The sequence below is a fragment of the Streptomyces sp. NPDC001373 genome (genome assembly GCF_042895815.1).
In the GTDB taxonomy this organism is placed as follows: domain Bacteria; phylum Actinomycetota; class Actinomycetes; order Streptomycetales; family Streptomycetaceae; genus Streptomyces.
In genome coordinates this window covers 179,006-196,670 of the sequence record NZ_JBIAWQ010000002.1, presented here as the reverse complement: position 1 = coordinate 196,670, position 17,665 = coordinate 179,006, and the positions used below count along the sequence as shown (strand labels likewise).

Sequence of the window (17,665 nt, the reverse complement as noted above, 5' to 3'; positions counted from 1 at the left end):
ACCGGTGCGCGCGGGAGGACAGGCAGTGGACTTCACCTTCACCGAGGAACAGCGGGCGGCCGTCGAAGCGGCGAAGGCGGTGTTCGCCGACGTCGCCCCCGACGGCGTCCCCAGCCCCGCGCTCACGCCGGGGGCCGTCGCCGAGGAGTTCGACCGGCCCCTGTGGGCCACGCTCGCCCGCTCCGACCTGCTGGGCCTCGTGCTCGCCGAGGAGCACGGCGGGGCAGGCCTGGACACCGTCGCGCTCTGCCTGGTGCTGCGCGAGGCGGCCGGGGCGCTGGCCCGGGTGCCGCTGCTGGAGCACTGCGCGACCGCCATGGCCGTCCAGTCCCACGGCGGCCCCGAGCTGGCCGCCGCCCTGCTGCCCGGCGCCGCGCGCGGCACGCTCGTCCTCACCGCCGCCGCGCAGGGCCGCACCGGCCACGACCCCGCCGAACTGGCCGTCACCGCACGCCGCGAGGACGGCTCCTGGATCCTGGACGGGGTGCAGACCGCCGTCCCCTGGGCGCACTGCAGCGACTGGATCGCCGTCCCCGCGCACACCGGCGACGGCGGGGCCGTCCTCGCGCTGATCCCCCGCGCCACCGAGGGCCTCACCCTCGCCGACCAGTACTCCACCAGCGGGGAGAAGCTCGCCGAGCTCACCCTGGACGGGGTCCGGGTCCCCGCCGCCCACCTGATCGACGCCCCCGGCGCCTGGGAGCGGCTGCGCCAGGTCCTGACCACCGGGACCTGCGCCCTCGCGCTCGGCCTCGGCGAACGCGTCCTCGCCATGACCAGCGACTACACGGGCAAGCGGGAGCAGTTCGGCTTCCCCGTGGCCACCTTCCAGGCCGTCGCGGTCCAGGCCGCCGACCGCTACATCGACCTGCGCGCCATGGAGGTCACCCTCTGGCAGGCGGCCTGGCGGCTCGACGCCGCGACCGGAGCGGCGGGCGGTCCGCTGCCCGCCTCCGGGGACGTGGCCGTCGCCAAGATCTGGGCCTCCGAGGGCGTGCGCCGGGTCGTGCAGACCGCGCAGCACCTGCACGGCGGCTTCGGCGCCGACACGGACTACCCGCTGCACCGCTACCACGCCTGGGCCAAACAGCTGGAGCTCCAGCTCGGCCCGGCCGCCGCGCACGAGGAGGCCCTGGGCGACCTGCTGGCCGCCCACCCCCTCGGCTGAGGCCGGAGCCGGGCGGGTGCCGGAACCGGTCGGCGGGCCCGCGCCGGGCCCGCGCCGGCGCACGTCAGCCCGGCACACGTCGACCCCGGCGCGCGTCGGCCCCGGAGGGCGGAGGCTAGAGGACGAAGGCCGGGTTCCCGTTCTCCGCCACCATCGGCCGCCCGGCGCCGTCCCAGGCCTGCATCCCGCCGGACACGTTGACGGCGTCGATGCCCTGGCCCACGAGGTACTGGGTGACCTGGGCGCTGCGCCCGCCCACGCGGCACATCACGTACGCCGTGCGGCCGTCCGCGACCGCCTCCGTCACCTCGCCGAAGCGCGCGACGAAGTCGCTCATCGGGACGTGCAGCGCGCCCTCGACATGACCGGCCGCCCATTCGTCGTCCTCACGGACGTCCAGGACAAGGCCTTCGGCGGGCACCGCGGCGGCCTCCACCGAGGGGAGCGGTCCGAAGTTCATGACAGCCTTCTCTCTTCACGGATCTGGCCTGCCAACCTATCCGACCCCGGCACCCGGGCTCACGGAGTCGCGAAGGACGCCAATTCCGCCTCGCGCTCGGAGACCTGGGCCAGCAGCTGCTCGGCGATCTCCTCCAGCAGCCGGTCCGGGTCGTCGGGGGCCATCCTCAGCATCGCGCCGATCGCGCTGTCCTCCAGCTCCTTGGCCACCATCGACAGCAGCTCCTTGCGCTGCGACAGCCACTCCAGCCGGGCGTACAGCTCCTCGCTCTCGCCCGGCGCCGCGGCCTGCGGCACCGGGCCCGCGTCCCACTCCTCGGCCAGCTCGCGCAGCAGCTGCTCCTCGCCGCGCCCGTAGGCGGCGTTGACCCGGGCGATGAACGCGTCGCGCCGCGCCCGCTCCGTCTCGTCCTGAGCCAGGTCCGGGTGGGCCCGGCGGACCAGCTCGCGGTAGAGCCGGCGGACCTCCTCCGAGGGGCGCACCCGCTCCGGCGGGCGCACCGGCCGGTCGGTGAGCATCGCGGCCGCGTCGTCGGAGATCCCGTCCGAGCCCAGCCAGTCGTGGAACAGCTCGTCCACCCCGGGCATCGGCATGACCAGCGAGCGGGCCTCACGGGCCCGCCGCAGGTCCTCGGGATCGCCGCTGCGGGCGGCCTTCGCCTCCGCGATCAGCGCGTCGAGCTCGTCGAGCCGCGCGTACATCGGCCCGAGCTTCTGGTGGTGGAGCCGGGAGAAGTTCTCGACCTCCACCCGGAAGGTCTCCACCGCGATCTCGAACTCGATCAGTGCCTGCTCGGCGGCCCGCACGGCACGCTCCAGGCGGGCCTCGGGGCGCTCGTCACCGGAGGCGGCCTGCTCTTCGGGGGCTGTCTGTCCGCTCTGCTCGCTCACCCGGCCAGCCTACGGCCCGACCGGGGGAGCCGTTCCTCCCCCGGCCCCGCGGACCGCCGGTCAGACCCCGAACTCGGCCGCGATCCGGCCGGAGCGCACCGCCGCCACCAGGTCCGCGTGGTCGGCCTCGCTGCGGTCGGCGTAGGCGACGGCGAAGGCGGCCACCGCCTCGTCCAGCTCCTCGTTCTTGCCGCAGTACCCGGCCAGCAGCCGCGGGTCGGCGCTGTGGGCGTGCGCACGGGCCAGCAGGGCGCCGGTCATCCGCCCGTAGTCGTCGAGCTGGTCGGCGGTCAGCGCCGCCGGGTCCACGCTGCCCTTGCGGTTGCGGAACTGGCGGACCTGGTACGGGCGCCCCTCGACGGTGGTCCAGCCCAGCAGGATGTCGGAGACCACCTGCATCCGCTTCTGCCCGAGCACGACCCGGCGGCCCTCGTGCTCCTCCTCCGGGGAGTGGAAGCCCAGCGCGGGCAGGTGCGGCAGCAGCGCGGAGGGCCGGGCCTCCTTGACCTGGAGCACCAGGGGCTCGCCCCGGTGGTCCAGCAGCAGCACCACGTACGAGCGGGTGCCCACGCTGCCGGTGCCGACGACGCGGAAGGCCACGTCGTGGATCGCGTAGCGGGCCAGCAGCGGCAGCCGGTCCCCCGACAGCGTCCCCAGGTAGGGGCCCAGCGAGGCGGCCACGGCGGCGGCCTCCTGGTCGCCGACGCGGCGCAGCACGGGCAGCGCGTCCACGAAGCGGCGGCTCCCGTCGTCGACCGCCTCGGTCGACTTGGCGGCGAACCGGGCGGAGGTGTTGTTGCGGGCCTTCGCCGAGACCCGCTCCAGCGTGCCCAGCAGGTCGCGGGCGTCGGTGTGGGAGACGAGCTCCTCGTCGGCGATGGCGTTCCAGGCGTCGAGCGCGGGGAGCTTGGCCAGCAGCCGCATGGTGCGCCGGTAGGCGCCCACGGCGTCCCGCGCCGCCGCCCGGCAGGTGTCCTCGTCGGCGCCGGCGACGCGTCCGGCCAGCACCAGCGAGGTGGCGAGGCGCTTGACGTCCCACTCCCACGGGCCGAAGACGGTCTCGTCGAAGTCGTTGAGGTCGATCACGAGCCGGCCGCGCGCGTCACCGTAGAGGCCGAAGTTGGCGGCGTGGGCGTCACCGCAGATCTGCGCGCCCACCCCGGTCACGGGTCCGCCGGACAGGTCGTGCGCCATCAGGCCGGCGGCTCCCCGCAGGAAGGCGAAGGGATTGGCGGCCATCCGGCCCACGCGTATCGGGGTGAGCTCGGCGACCCGCCCGACGTTGGACTCCTCCACCGCGCGCACGGCGTCCGGGCGGTCGGCGGGTATCTCGAAGCCGGCGTGGGCGGAGCGCGGCACGCGCAGCCGCAGCGCCCGGCCGGCCTCCTTGGGGGAGCCGGCCACGGTCCTCGGGGCGAAGCCCGGGACGCGCGGGACGCGCCCGCCGGACCGTCCCGCGTCGGCGGCTTCCGCCGCGTCCGCCGCGCCCACCGCGTACCGTCCCGATGCCGTCGCCATGTGCGCCGCCCCCCGCCTCGTCATGCCCCACCGGCGGCTTCTCCGCCGGTCAGATCGGCCCGACGGTACCCCAAGTCCCCCGGACGGCACCGCCACAGGGCTGCCACAGCCCTGCTACAAACCGGCGTCCCGCGCCAGCAGCGCCGCCTGCACCCGGTTCTCGCACCCCAGCTTCGCGAGAATCCGGCTCACGTACGTCTTCACCGTCGCCTCGCTCATGTGGAGCCTGCGGCCGGCGTCCGCGTTGGACAGGCCCTCCCCGAGCAGCGCCAGCACCCCGCGCTCCCGCTCGCTCAGCCCCGCCACCCGCCGCCGGGCCTCCTCGCCGCGGCCCGCGGCCTGCCCGCCGGCCAGCTGGTCCACCACGTGCCGGGTCGCGGCGGGGGACAGATAGGCGTCGCCGGCCGCGGCCGCCCGGACCGCGCCGATCAGTTCGCCGGGCGCCGAGTCCTTCAGCAGGAACCCCGCGCCGCCCTGGCTCAGCGCCCGCAGCACGTTCTCCCGCTCCCCGAAGGTGGTCAGGATCAGCGCCCGCGCGCCCGGCACCGCCCGCCCCAGCTCGCCCAGCGCGGTCAGCCCGTCCATCACCGGCATCTGGATGTCCAGCAGCACCACGTCCGGGGCGTGGGAGCGGGCCAGCTCGACCGCCTCCCGCCCGTCGGCACCCTCCGCCACGACCTCGATGTCCGGCGCCGAGGTCAGGATCATCCTGATCCCGGCCCGGATCAGCGGCTCGTCGTCAGCGATCACCACTCGGATCACCTTGGCTGTCACCCGCGCTCCTACTGCTCGACCTCGTACGCCTGCTTCTCCACGAGCTTGCCGTCCAGGAAGCAGAACCGGAAAACGGTGTCCTTCGTGAGCTCCGAGGAGTCCACGGCCAGCAACGCCAGGCAGTCCGACCCCGCCGGCGGCGGCGGGCCCTTGCGGTCCACGCCCATCGTCAGGACGCTGTCCCCGTCCGGCAGCCGCTTGCGCACGGACTCCTCGGACTCGCCCACGTGCACCGCGTCGTACTGGTCCTTGCTGATCATCGCCTGGTCCGCGGTGCCCACCAGCAGGACCACCCCGGCGCCCAGCACGATGACGAGCAGCACCACGGCCGCCACCGCGATCCCGCAGCCCGTCGCGACGCCCCCGGCCCGGCTGCGGAGGGGCACGGACAGCTCGCGGTCCAGCGCCGCCCAGTCCATCGGCGGGGCCGTCCTGGCGGCCCCCTCCCGTGCCAGCGACAGCGCCTGCGACCGCTGGCCGAAGTCGTCGGCGAAGTCTGTGGCGACGTCGTCGGCCGCCCCGGCCGGCTCCGTCCCGTACGGCAGCACCCCGGCCACCCGGAACCCGCCGTCCCCGGTGGCGCCCGCGTGCACCATGCCGCCGACCAGCCGGGCCCGCTCCCGCAGCCCCGTCAGGCCCTGTCCGCCGGAGACCACCTCGCCCGAACCCCTTTCCGGGGCCGGTCCGTTGGCGATCTCCACCACCAACGAGTCGTCCTCGTAACGGAGTTCCACGGCGATCGACGACCCCGGGGCGTGCTTGTAGGCGTTGGTCAGCGCCTCCTGCACGATCCGGTACGCGGCGTGGTCGCAGGCCGCGACCAGCTGCCGGGGCCGCCCCGCCGTGCCGAACCGCACGTCGGTCCCCGCGGCCCGCGCCGCCTCCACGATGCCCGCGATCCCGGCCACCCCGCGCGCGGCCGGCTGCGCCTCGTCCGCGGGGGCGGGGGCCTCCACCCCGTCCCGCAGGATCCCGACGACCTCGCGCAGCTCGTGCATCGCCGCCACCGAGGCCTGCCGCAGCACCCCGACCGCCTCGCGCTGGCGGTCGGTCAGCGCGGGGTCCACCTCCAGCGCCCCCGTGTGCACGGAGATCAGCGCCAGTTGGTGGCCGAGGCTGTCGTGCATGTCCTGGGCGATCCGCTGCCGCTCCCGCAGCCGGGCCTGCCCGGCGACCATCGTCCGCTCCCGCACGAGCCGGTCGTTGCGCTCCTGGAGGGCGCTCAGCAGGGTCCGGCGCTGGTGCCAGTACCGGCTGGCCAGGCCGGGCATGACGGTGGCGGCGAGGAAGAGCAGGGTGGCGAACACGATCACCAGGAAGGGCCGCATCTGCGCCCACTGGTCGACGAGCGTGAGGCCGACCGACGCGACGAAGGCCAGCACGAACGCCCCGAGCGCCCGGCCCACGCCGACGATCCTGCGTCCCGCGGACCAGCCCAGCACGATCGTCACGAGGAACACGGCGGGCAGGAACGCGCTCGCCGCGGCGCCCGCCACCAGCGTGGCCGCCGGCAGCCGCCTGCGCAGCAGCACCAGCGCCACCACGGCCACGGCCCCCAGGGCCGTCTTCAGGCCCCAGCTGTTGCCGAGTTCGTCGACGCCGAGGCCCAGCAGGGCCAGCAGCCCCGCGAGGGCCAGGTCCCCCGCCAGCATCCGCCGGGACCAGGTCTCCGGCCCCTCCAGCCACTCCCGGCCCGCACGCACCCTCGCCTTGACATCCACGCGACCGACCCTAGACAGCGGCACACCACGCGGGCCGCCCTCTTTCGTCGCGCCCGGCACGACGAAAGTCGGACGATCGTCGGCGACGCACGACGGCGGCCGCACGAACGGCCGGAAACAGCGAGAAGCCCCGATCCGGAGTCCGGACCGGGGCTTCCCCGATGTGGGCGAGGGGGGATTTGAACCCCCACGTCCCGAAGGACACTGGCACCTGAAGCCAGCGCGTCTGCCGTTCCGCCACTCGCCCGAGCAGCTCTCCAGTGGATCTTGCCTTTCGGCCCGTTCCCCTGGCGACGTCGAAACAGTAGCACGTCAGAAGGGGTGGATTGAAATCGCTTTCCCGTCACCCCCGGTGGACCTCCCGACGGCCCCTCCCGCAGCCCCCTCCGGGTGCGGGACACTGTCCTTGGAGCACCCCTACGATCCCTTGTGAGTACCAACACTCCTGTGGACAGGAGCGAAGGGGAACCACCCGAATCCGCCACGCGTGGATACGATCAGTAAGCAGTACAGGGCGACAGCGACGGAGGAGGTGCCCGATGGGAGTCCTGAAGCGGTTCGAGCAGCGTCTCGAAGGTCTGGTGAACGGCACCTTCGCCAAGGTGTTCAAGTCCGAGGTCCAGCCGGTGGAGATCGCCGGCGCCCTCCAGCGGGAGTGCGACAACAACGCCACCATCTGGAACCGCGAGCGGACCGTCGTCCCCAACGACTTCATCGTGGAGCTGAGCTCCGGCGACTACGAGCGCCTGAGCCCCTACTCCGGGCAGCTCGGCGACGAGCTCGCGGGTCTCGTCCGCGACTACGCCAAGCAGCAGCGCTACAGCTTCATGGGCCCCATCAAGGTCCACCTGGAGAAGGCCGAGGACCTGGACACGGGCCTCTACCGCGTCCGCAGCCGCACCCTGGCCTCCAGCACCTCCCAGGACCCCTCCCAGGCCCCCCAGGGCCGGCCGGGCGGTTACGGCTACCCGCCGGTCGCCGCCCCTCCCATGCCCGCGGGTCCTCCCCCGGGCGCACCCGGCGGCCGCCCCGGCGGCGCCCCTGCGACTTCCGGCGCTCCGGGCACCATGCGCCGCTGGATCGAGATCAACGGCACCCGCCACCAGATCTCGCGTCCCACGCTCGTACTCGGCCGCAGCACCGAGGCCGATGTGCGGATCGACGACCCCGGCGTATCCCGCCGGCACTGTGAGATCCGGACCGGAACACCCCCGACGATCCAGGATCTCGGGTCCACCAACGGCATCGTGGTGGACGGACAGCACACCACCCGCGCTACGCTCCGCGACGGCTCGCGGATCGTCGTGGGCAGCACCACCATCATTTACCGGCAAGCCGAAGGGTGAAGCGGGGGCAATGTCAGAGCTGACCCTGACGGTCATGCGGTTGGGTTTCCTGGCCGTTCTGTGGCTGTTCGTCATCGTGGCCGTTCAGGTCATCCGCAGCGACCTGTTCGGTACGCGCGTCACGCAGCGCGGCTCGCGCCGCGGCGGCGGCGCGGCGGCCGCGCCGCAGCAGACCGGGCGGCAGGCCGCCCCGCCGCAGCAGCGCCAGCGCCGGGGCGCGCCGACCAAGCTCGTCGTCTCCGAGGGAACCCTCACGGGCACCACCGTGACCCTCGCCGGCCAGACGATCACGCTGGGCCGCGCCCACGACTCCACGATCGTGCTGGACGACGACTACGCCTCCAGCCGCCATGCCAGGATCTACCCCGACCGTGACGGCCAGTGGATCGTCGAGGATCTCGGGTCCACCAACGGCACGTATCTCGACCGGACCCGACTCACCACCCCGACGCCCATTCCGCCGGGCGCCCCGATCCGCATCGGCAAGACCGTCATCGAGCTGCGGAAGTAGTACGAGAATGAGCGAGCGGAGCGAGCGAGCCGCAGCGGTCCGTCCCACCGGGGACACGGGCCCGAGCGCGCTCCCGACCGGAGGGTGGGCAGTGTGGCTCGAGACCGGTTGTACCCCGAAGCGTCGTCGACAGGGCAGGTGCGCATGAGTCTGTCCCTGCGTTTCGCCGCCGGATCGCACAAGGGGATGATCCGCGAGGGCAACGAGGACTCCGGCTACGCCGGTCCCCGGCTCCTCGCCGTCGCCGACGGCATGGGCGGCCAGGCCGCCGGCGAGGTAGCCAGCTCCGAGGTCATCTCCTCGCTCGTCCAGCTCGACGACGACATCCCGGGCTCCGACATCCTGACGGCCCTCGGTATCGCCGTGCAGCGGGCCAACGACCAGCTGCGCGTCATGGTCGAGGAGGACAGCCAGCTGGAGGGCATGGGCACCACGCTCACCGCCCTGCTGTGGACCGGCCAGCGGCTCGGCCTCGTCCACGTCGGCGACTCGCGCGCCTACCTGCTCCGCGACGGCGTCCTCACCCAGATCACCCAGGACCACACCTGGGTCCAGCGGCTCGTCGACGAGGGCCGGATCACCGAGGAAGAGGCCACCACCCACCCGCAGCGCTCGCTCCTGATGCGGGCGCTCGGCAGCGGCGACGTCGTGGAGCCCGACCTCTCCATCCGCGAGGTCCGGGCCGGCGACCGCTACCTGATCTGCTCCGACGGCCTGTCGGGCGTGGTCTCCCACCAGACCCTGGAGGAGACCCTCGCCGACTACCACGGCCCGCACGAGACGGTGCAGTCCCTGATCCAGCTCGCCCTGCGCGGCGGCGGTCCGGACAACATCACCTGCATCGTCGCGGACGTCCTCGACACCGACAGCGGCGACACCATGGCCGCCCAGCCGAACGACACCCCGGTGGTCGTCGGCGCGGTCGCCGAGAACCCTCACCAGCTCTTCGACGGCAACGCCATGCAGACCCCGGCCGGCCGGGCCTCGGGCCTCGGCCGCCAGACCCCGCCTCCCCAGGGCGCCTTCGGCCCCCCGGGCAGCGGTGAAGCCGCCGGCTACGGCTACCCCGACCAGAGCCAGGGCGGCGGCGCCCCGTACGGAACCTTCGGCGAACCCGAGGCCTACGACGCCGACGGCCAGTACGACGACTCGTACGACCACCCGCGCAAGCGGCGCAGCAAAGGGCGCAAGTGGACCACCCGCACCCTGATCCTGCTCCTCGTCGCCGGCGTCGTCGGCGGGGGCCTGTACGCCGCGCACCGCTGGACGCAGACCCAGTACTACGTGGGCGTCAAGGGTGACCACGTCGCGCTGTACCGCGGCATCAGCCAGAACCTGGCCTGGATCCACCTCTCTCAGGTCGAGACGGATCATCCCGAGATCGAACTGAAGTACCTGCCGTCCTTCAAGCGGAAGCAGGTCGAGGCCACCATCAGCGAAGACAACCTCGACGGGGCGCGCAAGAAGATCGACGAGCTCGGCACCCAGGTCTCCGCCTGCAAGCAGGAAGAGGCCCGCCGCGCCGCCGAAGCGCAGGGCAGCCAGACGCCCGGACCCAGCCTGACTCCCGCGGAGCAGGCTGTCGTCGGCCAGTGCGAGAAGCAGTAGAGATACGCGGGCACAGGGGGCCCGCCACACCATGAGCGTTGTCACCAACACGACCACCATCGGCGCCATCGAGGCGCCGAGCCGGCGGAACACCGAGCTCCTGCTGCTCGCCTTCGCCGTGGTCATCCCGATCTTCGCCTACGCCAACGTGGGCCTGTCGATCCACGGCGAGCTGCCCCCGGGCATGCTGGTCTACGGGCTCGGCTTCGCCGTGCTCTCCGGCATCGCGCACCTCGTCGTACGCCGCTACGCCAAGTACGCCGACCCGCTGCTGCTGCCGATCGCGACGCTGCTCAACGGGCTCGGCGTCGTCCTGATCTGGCGGCTCGACCAGTCCGAGCGGCTGCGGACCCTCGCCAAGCGCAGCTTCGGCACCTTCTCGGAGTCCGCGCCGCGGCAGATGATGTACACGGGGCTCGCCATTGCCCTGTTCTCCGTCGTGCTGCTGGTCCTCAAGGACCACCGCGTGCTCCAGCGGTTCACGTACATCTCGATGGCCGGCGCCCTCGTCCTGCTGATCCTGCCCGTCGTCCCGGGTCTGGGCGCGGACGTCTTCGGCGCGAAGATCTGGATCAGCGTCGGCGGGTTCTCCATCCAGCCCGGCGAGTTCGCCAAGATCGTCATCGCGATCTTCTTCGCCGGCTACCTGATGGTGAAGCGCGACGCCCTGGCCCTGGCCAGCCGCCGCTTCATGGGCCTCTACCTGCCGCGCGGCCGCGACCTCGGCCCGATCCTGATGATCTGGGCGATGAGCCTGCTCGTCCTCGTCTTCGAGAACGACCTCGGCACCTCGCTGCTGTTCTTCGGCATGTTCGTGATCATGCTGTACGTGGCCACCGAGCGGACCAGCTGGATCGTCATCGGCCTGCTCATGTCGGTCGGCGGCGCCACGGTCGTCGGCATGACCGCCAGCCACGTCAAGGTCCGCGTCACCGCCTGGCTCGACCCCTTCGCCTGCTACACCACCTCGGGCGCCTGTGAGCAGGTCGGCCAGTCGATCATGAGCTTCGGCTCCGGCGGCGTCCTCGGCACCGGCTGGGGCCAGGGCAACTCGGACCTCATCGGCTTCGCCGCCAACTCCGACTTCATCTTCTCGACCGTCGGCGAGGAGCTCGGCCTGACCGGCGTCATGGCCTTCCTCCTGCTCTACGGCCTGATCATCGAGCGGGGCGTGCGCACCGCCCTCGCCGCCCGCGACCCCTTCGGCAAGCTCTTCGCCATCGGACTCTCCGGCGCCTTCTCCCTCCAGATCTTCGTCGTCGCCGGCGGAGTCATGGGCCTCATCCCCCTCACCGGCATGACCATGCCCTTCCTCGCCTCCGGCGGTTCTTCCGTCCTGGCGAACTGGGTGCTCATCGCCATCCTCATCCGGATCAGCGACACCGCACGCCGACCCGCCCCGGCCCCCGCTCCGTCCCCCGACTCCGAGATGACCCAGGTGGTCCGCCCGTCATGAACAAGCCCCTGCGCCGCATCTCGCTGTTCTGCGGGCTCCTCGTCCTCGCCCTGCTGATCCGAACCAACTGGCTGCAGTACGTCCAGGCCGAGGACCTCAGCACCCGCAAGGAGAACCGCCGGGTCCAGATCGCCCAGTACGCCACGGAGCGCGGCAACATCATCGTCGGCGGCCAGCCGATCACCGGGTCCGCGGTCACCGACGGCAGCGACTTCAAGTTCAAGCGGACCTACATCGACGGCCCGCTGTGGGCGCCGGTCACCGGCTACGCCTCGCAGGCCTTCGGCTCCACCCAGCTGGAGAAGATCGACGACGGCATCCTCACCGGCAACGACGACCGGCTGTTCTTCGACCGGACGATCGGCATGTTCACCGGTGAGAAGAAGCAGGGCGGCAACGTCATCACCACCCTGAACGCCGACGCCCAGAAGGCCGCCTTCCAGCAGCTCGGCGACAAGAAGGGCGCGGTCGCCGCCATCGACCCGCGCACCGGCGCCATCCTGGCCCTGGCCAGCACGCCCTCGTACGACCCGTCGACCTTCGCGGGCAACTCGAAGAACGACGAGAAGGCCTGGCGGACGCTGAACGACAGTGCCGACAAGAACCTGGTCAACCGCGCCCTGCGCGAGACCTACCCGCCCGGCTCCACCTTCAAGGTGGTCACCGCCGCGGCCGCGCTGGAGCACGGGGTGGTCAGCGACATCAACGCCCCGACCGACACCCCCGAGCCGTACATCCTGCCGGGCACGCGGACCCCGATGGTCAACCACGCCAGCGGCTGCGAGAAGGCGAGCCTGAACGACGCGCTCAAGGTCTCCTGCAACTCGGTCTTCGCACACATCGGCGACAAGGTCGGCCGCGACGGCATGGTCGAGACCGCCCAGAAGTTCGGCTTCAACAGCACCATCGACACCCCGGTCCGCGCCTTCGCCAGCGTCTACGACAAGACGATGGGCAAGGACGGCAACGCGCTGAGCTCGATCGGCCAGTTCAACACGGCGGCCACCCCGCTGCAGATGGCCATGGTCACCGCGGCCATCGCCAACGACGGCAAGCTGATGAAGCCGTACATGGTCGAGCAGCTCACCGCGCCCAACCTCGACACGATCGAGAAGCACGAGCCGCAGGAGATGAGCCGGCCCCTCAGCGCGGCGAACGCGCAGAAGGTCCAGCAGATGATGGTGAACGTCGTCGAGAACGGCACGGGCACCTCGGCCAAGATCAAGAACGTCAAGGTCGGCGGCAAGACCGGTACGGCCCAGCACGGCGAGAAGAACGCCAAGCGCCCCTACGCCTGGTTCATCTCCTACGCGGAGCTGCCCGACGGCTCCTCCCCCGTGGCCGTCGCCGTCGTCATCGAGGACAGCGACGTCAAGGACCGCGAGGACATCACCGGCGGCGGCCTGGCCGCGCCGGTCGCCAAGGCCGTCATGGAAGCCGTGCTGAAGAACAAGGGATGAGTCCCGCAGACAGGATCCGAGCGCTCGGTACCGGTCCGATATCAGCCTGTGGTCACGAACCGATCACCGACGATCGGCCGGTAGCCTTGCCGCGGACAGCACACCGCCGGACCACACACAGGTGCGGTCGGGACTGACGGAGAGGGCTGGAACGTTATGGAAGAGCCGCGTCGCCTCGGCGGCCGGTACGAGCTGAGCCACGTGCTCGGCCGCGGTGGCATGGCCGAGGTCTACCTCGGGCACGACACCCGGCTCGGCCGTACCGTCGCCGTCAAGACCCTGCGCGCCGACCTCGCCCGTGACCCGTCCTTCCAGGCCCGGTTCCGCCGCGAGGCCCAGTCGGCCGCGTCCCTCAACCACCCGGCCATCGTCGCTGTCTACGACACCGGCGAGGACTACGTCGACAACATCTCCATCCCGTACATCGTGATGGAGTACGTCGACGGCTCCACCCTGCGCGAGCTGCTGCACTCCGGCCGCAAGCTGCTGCCCGAGCGGACCCTGGAGATGTGCATCGGCATCCTCCAGGCGCTGGAGTACTCGCACCGCGCCGGCATCGTGCACCGCGACATCAAGCCCGCCAATGTCATGCTCACCCGGACCGGCCAGGTCAAGGTCATGGACTTCGGCATCGCCCGCGCCATGGGCGACTCCGGGATGACCATGACGCAGACCGCCGCCGTGATCGGCACCGCCCAGTACCTCTCCCCGGAGCAGGCCAAGGGCGAGCAGGTCGACGCGCGCTCCGACCTCTACTCCGCGGGCTGCCTGCTCTACGAGCTGCTCTGCGTGCGACCCCCGTTCGTCGGCGACTCCCCCGTGGCGGTCGCCTACCAGCACGTACGGGAAGAGCCGCAGCCGCCGTCGAACTTCGACCCCGAGATCACGCCCGTGATGGACGCCATCGTCCTCAAGGCCCTGGTCAAGGACCCCGACTACCGCTACCAGTCCGCCGACGAGATGCGCGCGGACATCGAGGCCTGCCTGGAGGGCCAGCCCGTCGCCGCGACCGCGACCATGGGCGGCGCCGGCTACGGCTACCCCGACCAGGGCGGCTACGGGCACCAGGGCTACGACCAGCCCACCACCGCCCTGCGCTCCCCGGACTCGGGCCAGACCTCGATGATGCCGCCGATGCCCCCCGGGGGCGACGGCGGATACGGGTACCAGGACCAGGGGCACGGCGGCTACGACCAGGGTCACGGCCGGCGCCAGCAGAAGAAGAGCCGCGCCTCGACGGTCCTGCTGGCCGTCGCCGGTGTGCTCGTCCTGGTCGGCGCGATCCTGATCGGCAAGTCCCTCTTCAACACCGCGGACAACCGCCCCGCCGTCCCCAAGCTCGTCGGCCAGACCTTCGAGTCGGCGCAGGGCAGCGCCAAGAACATGGGCCTCACGGTGGAGAAGGAGGCCGAGGAGCCCTGCGCGGACCAGCCCAAGGGCAACGTCTGCTCGCAGAACCCGGCCGAGGGCACCAAGGTCGACAAGGGCTCGTCGGTCAAGGTCAAGGTCTCCTCGGGAGCGCCCAAGGCGGCGGTCCCCGACGTCGCGCGGCTGAAGTTCGAGGACGCCGAGGCCCTGCTGAAGAAGAGCAACTTCCAGGTCGAGAAGAAGCTCGTCGAGTCCGACGGCGCCAACCCCGGCACCGTCCTGGACCAGAACCCCAAGGCAGGCACCCAGGCCGAGCAGGGGTCGGTGGTCACCCTCCAGGTCGCCAAGGAGGTCGCGAAGGGCATCGTCCCGGACCTCACCGGCATGACCAAGGAGGCCGCGGTGAAGGCCCTCCAGGACGCCAAGCTCAAGCTCGGCAGCACCACCGAGGTCGATCAGCCCGGAGCCGCGCCGAAGACGATCGTGGCGCAGCAGTACGCGCCCGGCCAGCAGCTCCCCAAGGACACCCCGGTCAACGTCAGCATCACCAAGGCGTCCTCGCAGCCGGCCGCCGTTCCGGTGCTGACCGGGCAGACCGTGGCCCAGGCCAAGAACGTCCTCAAGCAGGCCAACCTGAGCTTCGGGGCCGTCCTGGGCGGTCCGACCGACGACAACGCCATCGTGGTGGCCTCCGACCCGGCCGCCGGTACCCCGGTCCCGGGCGGCACAGTCGTCAACGTCCGCACCATGGCGAACCCGAGCCAGCCGCAGGACGGCGGGCAGGGCGGCGGAGGCTTCTTCGGCGGCCTGACCGGCGGCCGACGGTAGCCGGCCGGCGACACCGCCCGGTTTCACGTGAAACAGGCCCGGCCCCTCGTGGGGGCCGGGCCTGTTCCGCATGCGGCGCGCGATCAGCGCAGCTCGGCCGGCGGGGTGCGGTTCGCGTCCACCTTCTCCGTGCGCACCAGCTCGCCCCAGACGATGTAGCGGTACTTCGAGGTGTAGACCGGGGTGCAGGTCGTCAGCGTGATGTAGCGGCCGGGGGCGGTCTTGCCCGACTCCTTCGGGACCGGGTTGATCACGTCCGTGTTGTACTTCGACGTCTGGGCGAGCTCGGCGAAGACCTTGTACACGTACCAGGTGTCTTTGGTCTCGAAGACGACCGCGTCGCCCTTCTTCACCTTGTCGATGTTGTGGAACTTCGCCCCGTGCCCGTCGCGGTGCGCGGCCAGCGCGAAGTTGCCCTCGGCCTCCCAGGGCAGCGCCGCCTTCACCGGGTCCGTGTAGTAGCCGGCCACGCCGTCGTTGAGGACGTCCGGGGAGGTGCCGGTCTTGACCAGCACCTCGCCGTTCCTCATCGACGGCACATGCAGGAAGCCGACCCCGCCCTGGGTGTCGAGGGCCCCCGGCTGCGCGGCCGAGCCCGCGGCGGGGCCGGGAGCCTGCTGCCACTGCCGGCGGATCTGGTCGCCCCGGGCCGAGGCCTGCCGGTCGGCGAGCACGTTGGTCCACCACAGCGAGTACGCCACGAACAGGCCCAGGACCAGCCCCACCGTGATCAGGAGCTCCCCCAGCAGGCTCAGGGCCCCGGCGACCACACTGCGGTCGGCGGGCGGCGGTGCGGAGCGGCGGCGGGCACGAGACACTGCGGATCGTCCTTACAGGCTGTTCAGCGGCTGTTCAGCGCGGGCGGAGCACCCTGGCTGCGCGGGCGTTCGTCGACCATCCTGCCCCATACGATCATCCGGTAGGTGCTCGTGAACTCCGGGGTGCAGGTCGTCAGCGTGATGTACCGGCCGGGGCCGGTGAATCCGGAGCCCTCCGGCACCGGCTTGATGACGGACACGTTCGCCGGGGAGGTCTGCGGCAGGGACGAGGTCATCCGGTACGTGTAGTAGGCGTCGCGGGTCTCGACCACGATCGGGTCGCCCGGCACCAGCTGATTGATGTACCGGAACGGTTCGCCGTGGGTGTTGCGGTGTCCGGCGACCGCGAAGTTGCCCTGCTTGTCGGCGGGCATCGCCGTCTTCAGCGCGCCCTCGCCGTAGTGGCCGACCATCCCCTTGTCGAGCACCTTCGCCTTGCTGACGCCCTCGGCCACCGGCACCTTCAGGTCCAGTCTGGGGATGTGGAGGATCGCGAAGCCCTGCCCGGGTTCGAAGGCCGCCACGGGCGGCGCGGCGGCCGCCGGGGGGTTCTCCCAGTTCTGCCGCAGCGAGCCGGCGGCCCCGTTCGCCTCCCGCTCCGCCAGCAGGTTCGTGTACCAGAGCTGGTAGGCGACGAACAGCAGCATCACCACGCCGAGGGTGATGAACAGTTCGCCGACGGCCCGGCTGAGCACCACCACGGGCCCCCCGGAGCGCGGGCGGGCGCGCCTGCGGCCCCGCCCGCCCCGTCTGCGGGCCCGCGCGTGCGAGCGCTTCGCGGCCTCCTGCGCTGCCCTGCGCCGCGCGGCCCGGCCCTCGCTGGGCGCGGACGGCGCGACCGTCGTCACGCGACGGCCTTGCCCACCACCGGGGCCAGGCCTTCCGACCGTGCGAGGGCGCCGGCGTCACCGCAGCGCACGAGCCAGTTGGCGAGCATCCGGTGGCCCCACTCGGTCAGCACCGACTCGGGGTGGAACTGGACGCCCTCCACGTCGTGTTCCCGGTGCCGCAGGCCCATGATGATCCCGTCCTCGGTGCGCGCGGTGACCTCCAGCACGTCGGGCAGGGTCTGCGGCTCCGCGGCGAGGGAGTGGTAGCGGGTCGCCGTGAACGGCGAGGGGAGTCCGGAGAAGACGCCCAGCCCCTCGTGGACCACGGGGGAGGTCTTTCCGTGCAGCAGCTCGGGGGCGCGGTCCACGACACCGCCGTAGGCGACGGCCATGGACTGCATGCCGAGGCAGACGCCGAAGACGGGGACTCCGGTGTCGGCGCAGTGCCGGACCATGTCGACGCAGACGCCGGCCTCCTCGGGCGTGCCCGGACCGGGGGAGAGGAGGACGCCGTCGAAGCCGTCCTGGGCGTGGGCGAGCTCGACCTCGTCGTTGCGCAGCACCTCGCATTCGGCGCCGAGCTGGTAGAGGTACTGGACCAGATTGAAGACAAAGCTGTCGTAGTTGTCGACAACCAGAATGCGCGCGCTCACGGAGTCGCTCCCGATCCCTCGTCCACCGTCACATCGTTGAAGGGAAGGAGCGGCTCGGCCCAGGGGAAGACGTACTGGAACAGTACGAACACCACCGCGAGGACCAGTACGAGAGAGATCAGCGCCCGCACCCACGCGTTGCCCGGCAGATGCCGCCAGATCCAGCCGTACATTCCGTCCGTTTCCTTCGTCGTCCACGATTCACTCACGCACCGCGGGGGCGGTACCGCACCAGACTACGGGCCGGGGCCCCCGC

General features: G+C 72.0%; 15 protein-coding genes, 1 tRNA gene and 1 pseudogene. 7 read left to right on the top strand and 10 right to left on the bottom strand.

Going from position 1 to position 17,665, the window contains the following annotated elements:
- Nucleotides 1-25 precede the first annotated feature (25 nt).
- Nucleotides 26-1,168: an acyl-CoA dehydrogenase family protein gene (locus ACFY15_RS06255; protein WP_390825101.1), complete on the top strand. Its 1,143-nt coding sequence runs from the start codon at nt 26-28 to the stop codon at nt 1,166-1,168.
- Nucleotides 1,169-1,283: 115 nt separating this feature from the next.
- Here the strand turns inward: ACFY15_RS06255 and ACFY15_RS06250 are convergent, their stop codons facing one another.
- The 6 genes from ACFY15_RS06250 to ACFY15_RS06225 all read right to left on the bottom strand — a co-directional run bounded on the left by ACFY15_RS06250 (nt 1,284) and on the right by ACFY15_RS06225 (nt 6,778).
- Nucleotides 1,284-1,628, bottom strand: coding sequence for a rhodanese-like domain-containing protein (locus ACFY15_RS06250; protein WP_390686215.1), 345 nt, complete (start codon nt 1,626-1,628; stop codon nt 1,284-1,286).
- Nucleotides 1,629-1,687: 59 nt separating this feature from the next.
- The gene (locus tag ACFY15_RS06245) at nt 1,688-2,518 is read right to left on the bottom strand and encodes a hypothetical protein (RefSeq protein WP_390825100.1); all 831 of its coding nucleotides are present in this window, start codon (nt 2,516-2,518) and stop codon (nt 1,688-1,690) included.
- Between the two features lie 60 nt (nt 2,519-2,578).
- Nucleotides 2,579-4,036: a DUF2252 domain-containing protein gene (locus ACFY15_RS06240; protein ID WP_390686213.1), complete on the bottom strand. Its 1,458-nt coding sequence runs from the start codon at nt 4,034-4,036 to the stop codon at nt 2,579-2,581.
- Nucleotides 4,037-4,150: 114 nt separating this feature from the next.
- The gene (locus ACFY15_RS06235) at nt 4,151-4,810 is read right to left on the bottom strand and encodes a response regulator (RefSeq protein WP_390686212.1); all 660 of its coding nucleotides are present in this window, start codon (nt 4,808-4,810) and stop codon (nt 4,151-4,153) included.
- An 8-nt stretch (nt 4,811-4,818) separates the two neighbouring features.
- Nucleotides 4,819-6,531 carry a sensor histidine kinase gene (locus ACFY15_RS06230; protein WP_390686211.1) on the bottom strand — a complete coding sequence of 571 codons (1,713 nt, stop codon included), beginning with the start codon at nt 6,529-6,531 and terminating at the stop codon, nt 4,819-4,821.
- Between the two features lie 164 nt (nt 6,532-6,695).
- Nucleotides 6,696-6,778 (bottom strand) — tRNA-Leu (locus tag ACFY15_RS06225).
- A gap of 292 nt (nt 6,779-7,070) precedes the next feature.
- Between ACFY15_RS06225 and ACFY15_RS06220 the strand changes: the two genes are divergently transcribed.
- The 6 genes from ACFY15_RS06220 to pknB all read left to right on the top strand — a co-directional run bounded on the left by ACFY15_RS06220 (nt 7,071) and on the right by pknB (nt 15,108).
- Nucleotides 7,071-7,877 (top strand): FhaA domain-containing protein, encoded by an 807-nt coding sequence (locus ACFY15_RS06220; protein ID WP_390686210.1) that lies wholly within the window; start codon nt 7,071-7,073, stop codon nt 7,875-7,877.
- Between the two features lie 10 nt (nt 7,878-7,887).
- On the top strand, nt 7,888-8,388 hold the full coding sequence (locus tag ACFY15_RS06215; RefSeq protein WP_344160193.1) for an FHA domain-containing protein: 501 nt from the start codon (nt 7,888-7,890) through the stop codon (nt 8,386-8,388).
- 144 nt (nt 8,389-8,532) lie between these two features.
- Nucleotides 8,533-9,996, top strand: coding sequence for a PP2C family protein-serine/threonine phosphatase (locus ACFY15_RS06210; RefSeq protein ID WP_390686209.1), 1,464 nt, complete (start codon nt 8,533-8,535; stop codon nt 9,994-9,996).
- A 31-nt stretch (nt 9,997-10,027) separates the two neighbouring features.
- On the top strand, nt 10,028-11,452 hold the full coding sequence (locus ACFY15_RS06205; protein WP_390686208.1) for an FtsW/RodA/SpoVE family cell cycle protein: 1,425 nt from the start codon (nt 10,028-10,030) through the stop codon (nt 11,450-11,452).
- Nucleotides 11,449-12,912 (top strand): peptidoglycan D,D-transpeptidase FtsI family protein, encoded by a 1,464-nt coding sequence (locus ACFY15_RS06200; protein WP_390686207.1) that lies wholly within the window; start codon nt 11,449-11,451, stop codon nt 12,910-12,912. The genes ACFY15_RS06205 and ACFY15_RS06200 overlap by 4 nt, the downstream gene beginning before the upstream one ends.
- 156 nt (nt 12,913-13,068) lie before the next feature.
- On the top strand, nt 13,069-15,108 hold the full coding sequence (pknB, locus tag ACFY15_RS06195) for a Stk1 family PASTA domain-containing Ser/Thr kinase (RefSeq protein ID WP_390686206.1): 2,040 nt from the start codon (nt 13,069-13,071) through the stop codon (nt 15,106-15,108).
- 83 nt (nt 15,109-15,191) lie between these two features.
- Here the strand turns inward: pknB and ACFY15_RS06190 are convergent, their stop codons facing one another.
- From ACFY15_RS06190 to ACFY15_RS06175, 4 genes and pseudogenes are all read right to left on the bottom strand, one after another.
- The gene (locus ACFY15_RS06190; RefSeq protein WP_390686205.1) at nt 15,192-15,926 is read right to left on the bottom strand and encodes a class E sortase; all 735 of its coding nucleotides are present in this window, start codon (nt 15,924-15,926) and stop codon (nt 15,192-15,194) included.
- A gap of 23 nt (nt 15,927-15,949) precedes the next feature.
- A pseudogene (locus tag ACFY15_RS06185) lies at nt 15,950-16,822 on the bottom strand (class E sortase); the annotation flags it as partial.
- Nucleotides 16,771-17,409, bottom strand: coding sequence for an aminodeoxychorismate/anthranilate synthase component II (locus ACFY15_RS06180; RefSeq protein WP_390686204.1), 639 nt, complete (start codon nt 17,407-17,409; stop codon nt 16,771-16,773). The pseudogene ACFY15_RS06185 and the gene ACFY15_RS06180, both read right to left, overlap by 52 nt.
- On the bottom strand, nt 17,406-17,582 hold the full coding sequence (locus ACFY15_RS06175) for a hypothetical protein (protein WP_030011120.1): 177 nt from the start codon (nt 17,580-17,582) through the stop codon (nt 17,406-17,408). The genes ACFY15_RS06180 and ACFY15_RS06175 overlap by 4 nt, the downstream gene beginning before the upstream one ends.
- Nucleotides 17,583-17,665 lie beyond the last annotated feature (83 nt).

What these genes read in the sequence shown, in the direction of transcription:
- ACFY15_RS06250 (WP_390686215.1), bottom strand. Translation starts at nt 1,628, where the DNA reads ATGAACTTCGGACCGCTCCCCTCGGTGGAGGCCGCCGCGGTGCCCGCC.
- ACFY15_RS06240 (WP_390686213.1), bottom strand. Translation starts at nt 4,036, where the DNA reads ATGGCGACGGCATCGGGACGGTACGCGGTGGGCGCGGCGGACGCGGCG.
- ACFY15_RS06220 (WP_390686210.1), top strand. Translation starts at nt 7,071, where the DNA reads ATGGGAGTCCTGAAGCGGTTCGAGCAGCGTCTCGAAGGTCTGGTGAAC.
- ACFY15_RS06215 (WP_344160193.1), top strand. Translation starts at nt 7,888, where the DNA reads ATGTCAGAGCTGACCCTGACGGTCATGCGGTTGGGTTTCCTGGCCGTT.
- ACFY15_RS06210 (WP_390686209.1), top strand. Translation starts at nt 8,533, where the DNA reads ATGAGTCTGTCCCTGCGTTTCGCCGCCGGATCGCACAAGGGGATGATC.
- ACFY15_RS06205 (WP_390686208.1), top strand. Translation starts at nt 10,028, where the DNA reads ATGAGCGTTGTCACCAACACGACCACCATCGGCGCCATCGAGGCGCCG.
- ACFY15_RS06200 (WP_390686207.1), top strand. Translation starts at nt 11,449, where the DNA reads ATGAACAAGCCCCTGCGCCGCATCTCGCTGTTCTGCGGGCTCCTCGTC.
- pknB (WP_390686206.1), top strand. Translation starts at nt 13,069, where the DNA reads ATGGAAGAGCCGCGTCGCCTCGGCGGCCGGTACGAGCTGAGCCACGTG.
- ACFY15_RS06175 (WP_030011120.1), bottom strand. Translation starts at nt 17,582, where the DNA reads ATGTACGGCTGGATCTGGCGGCATCTGCCGGGCAACGCGTGGGTGCGG.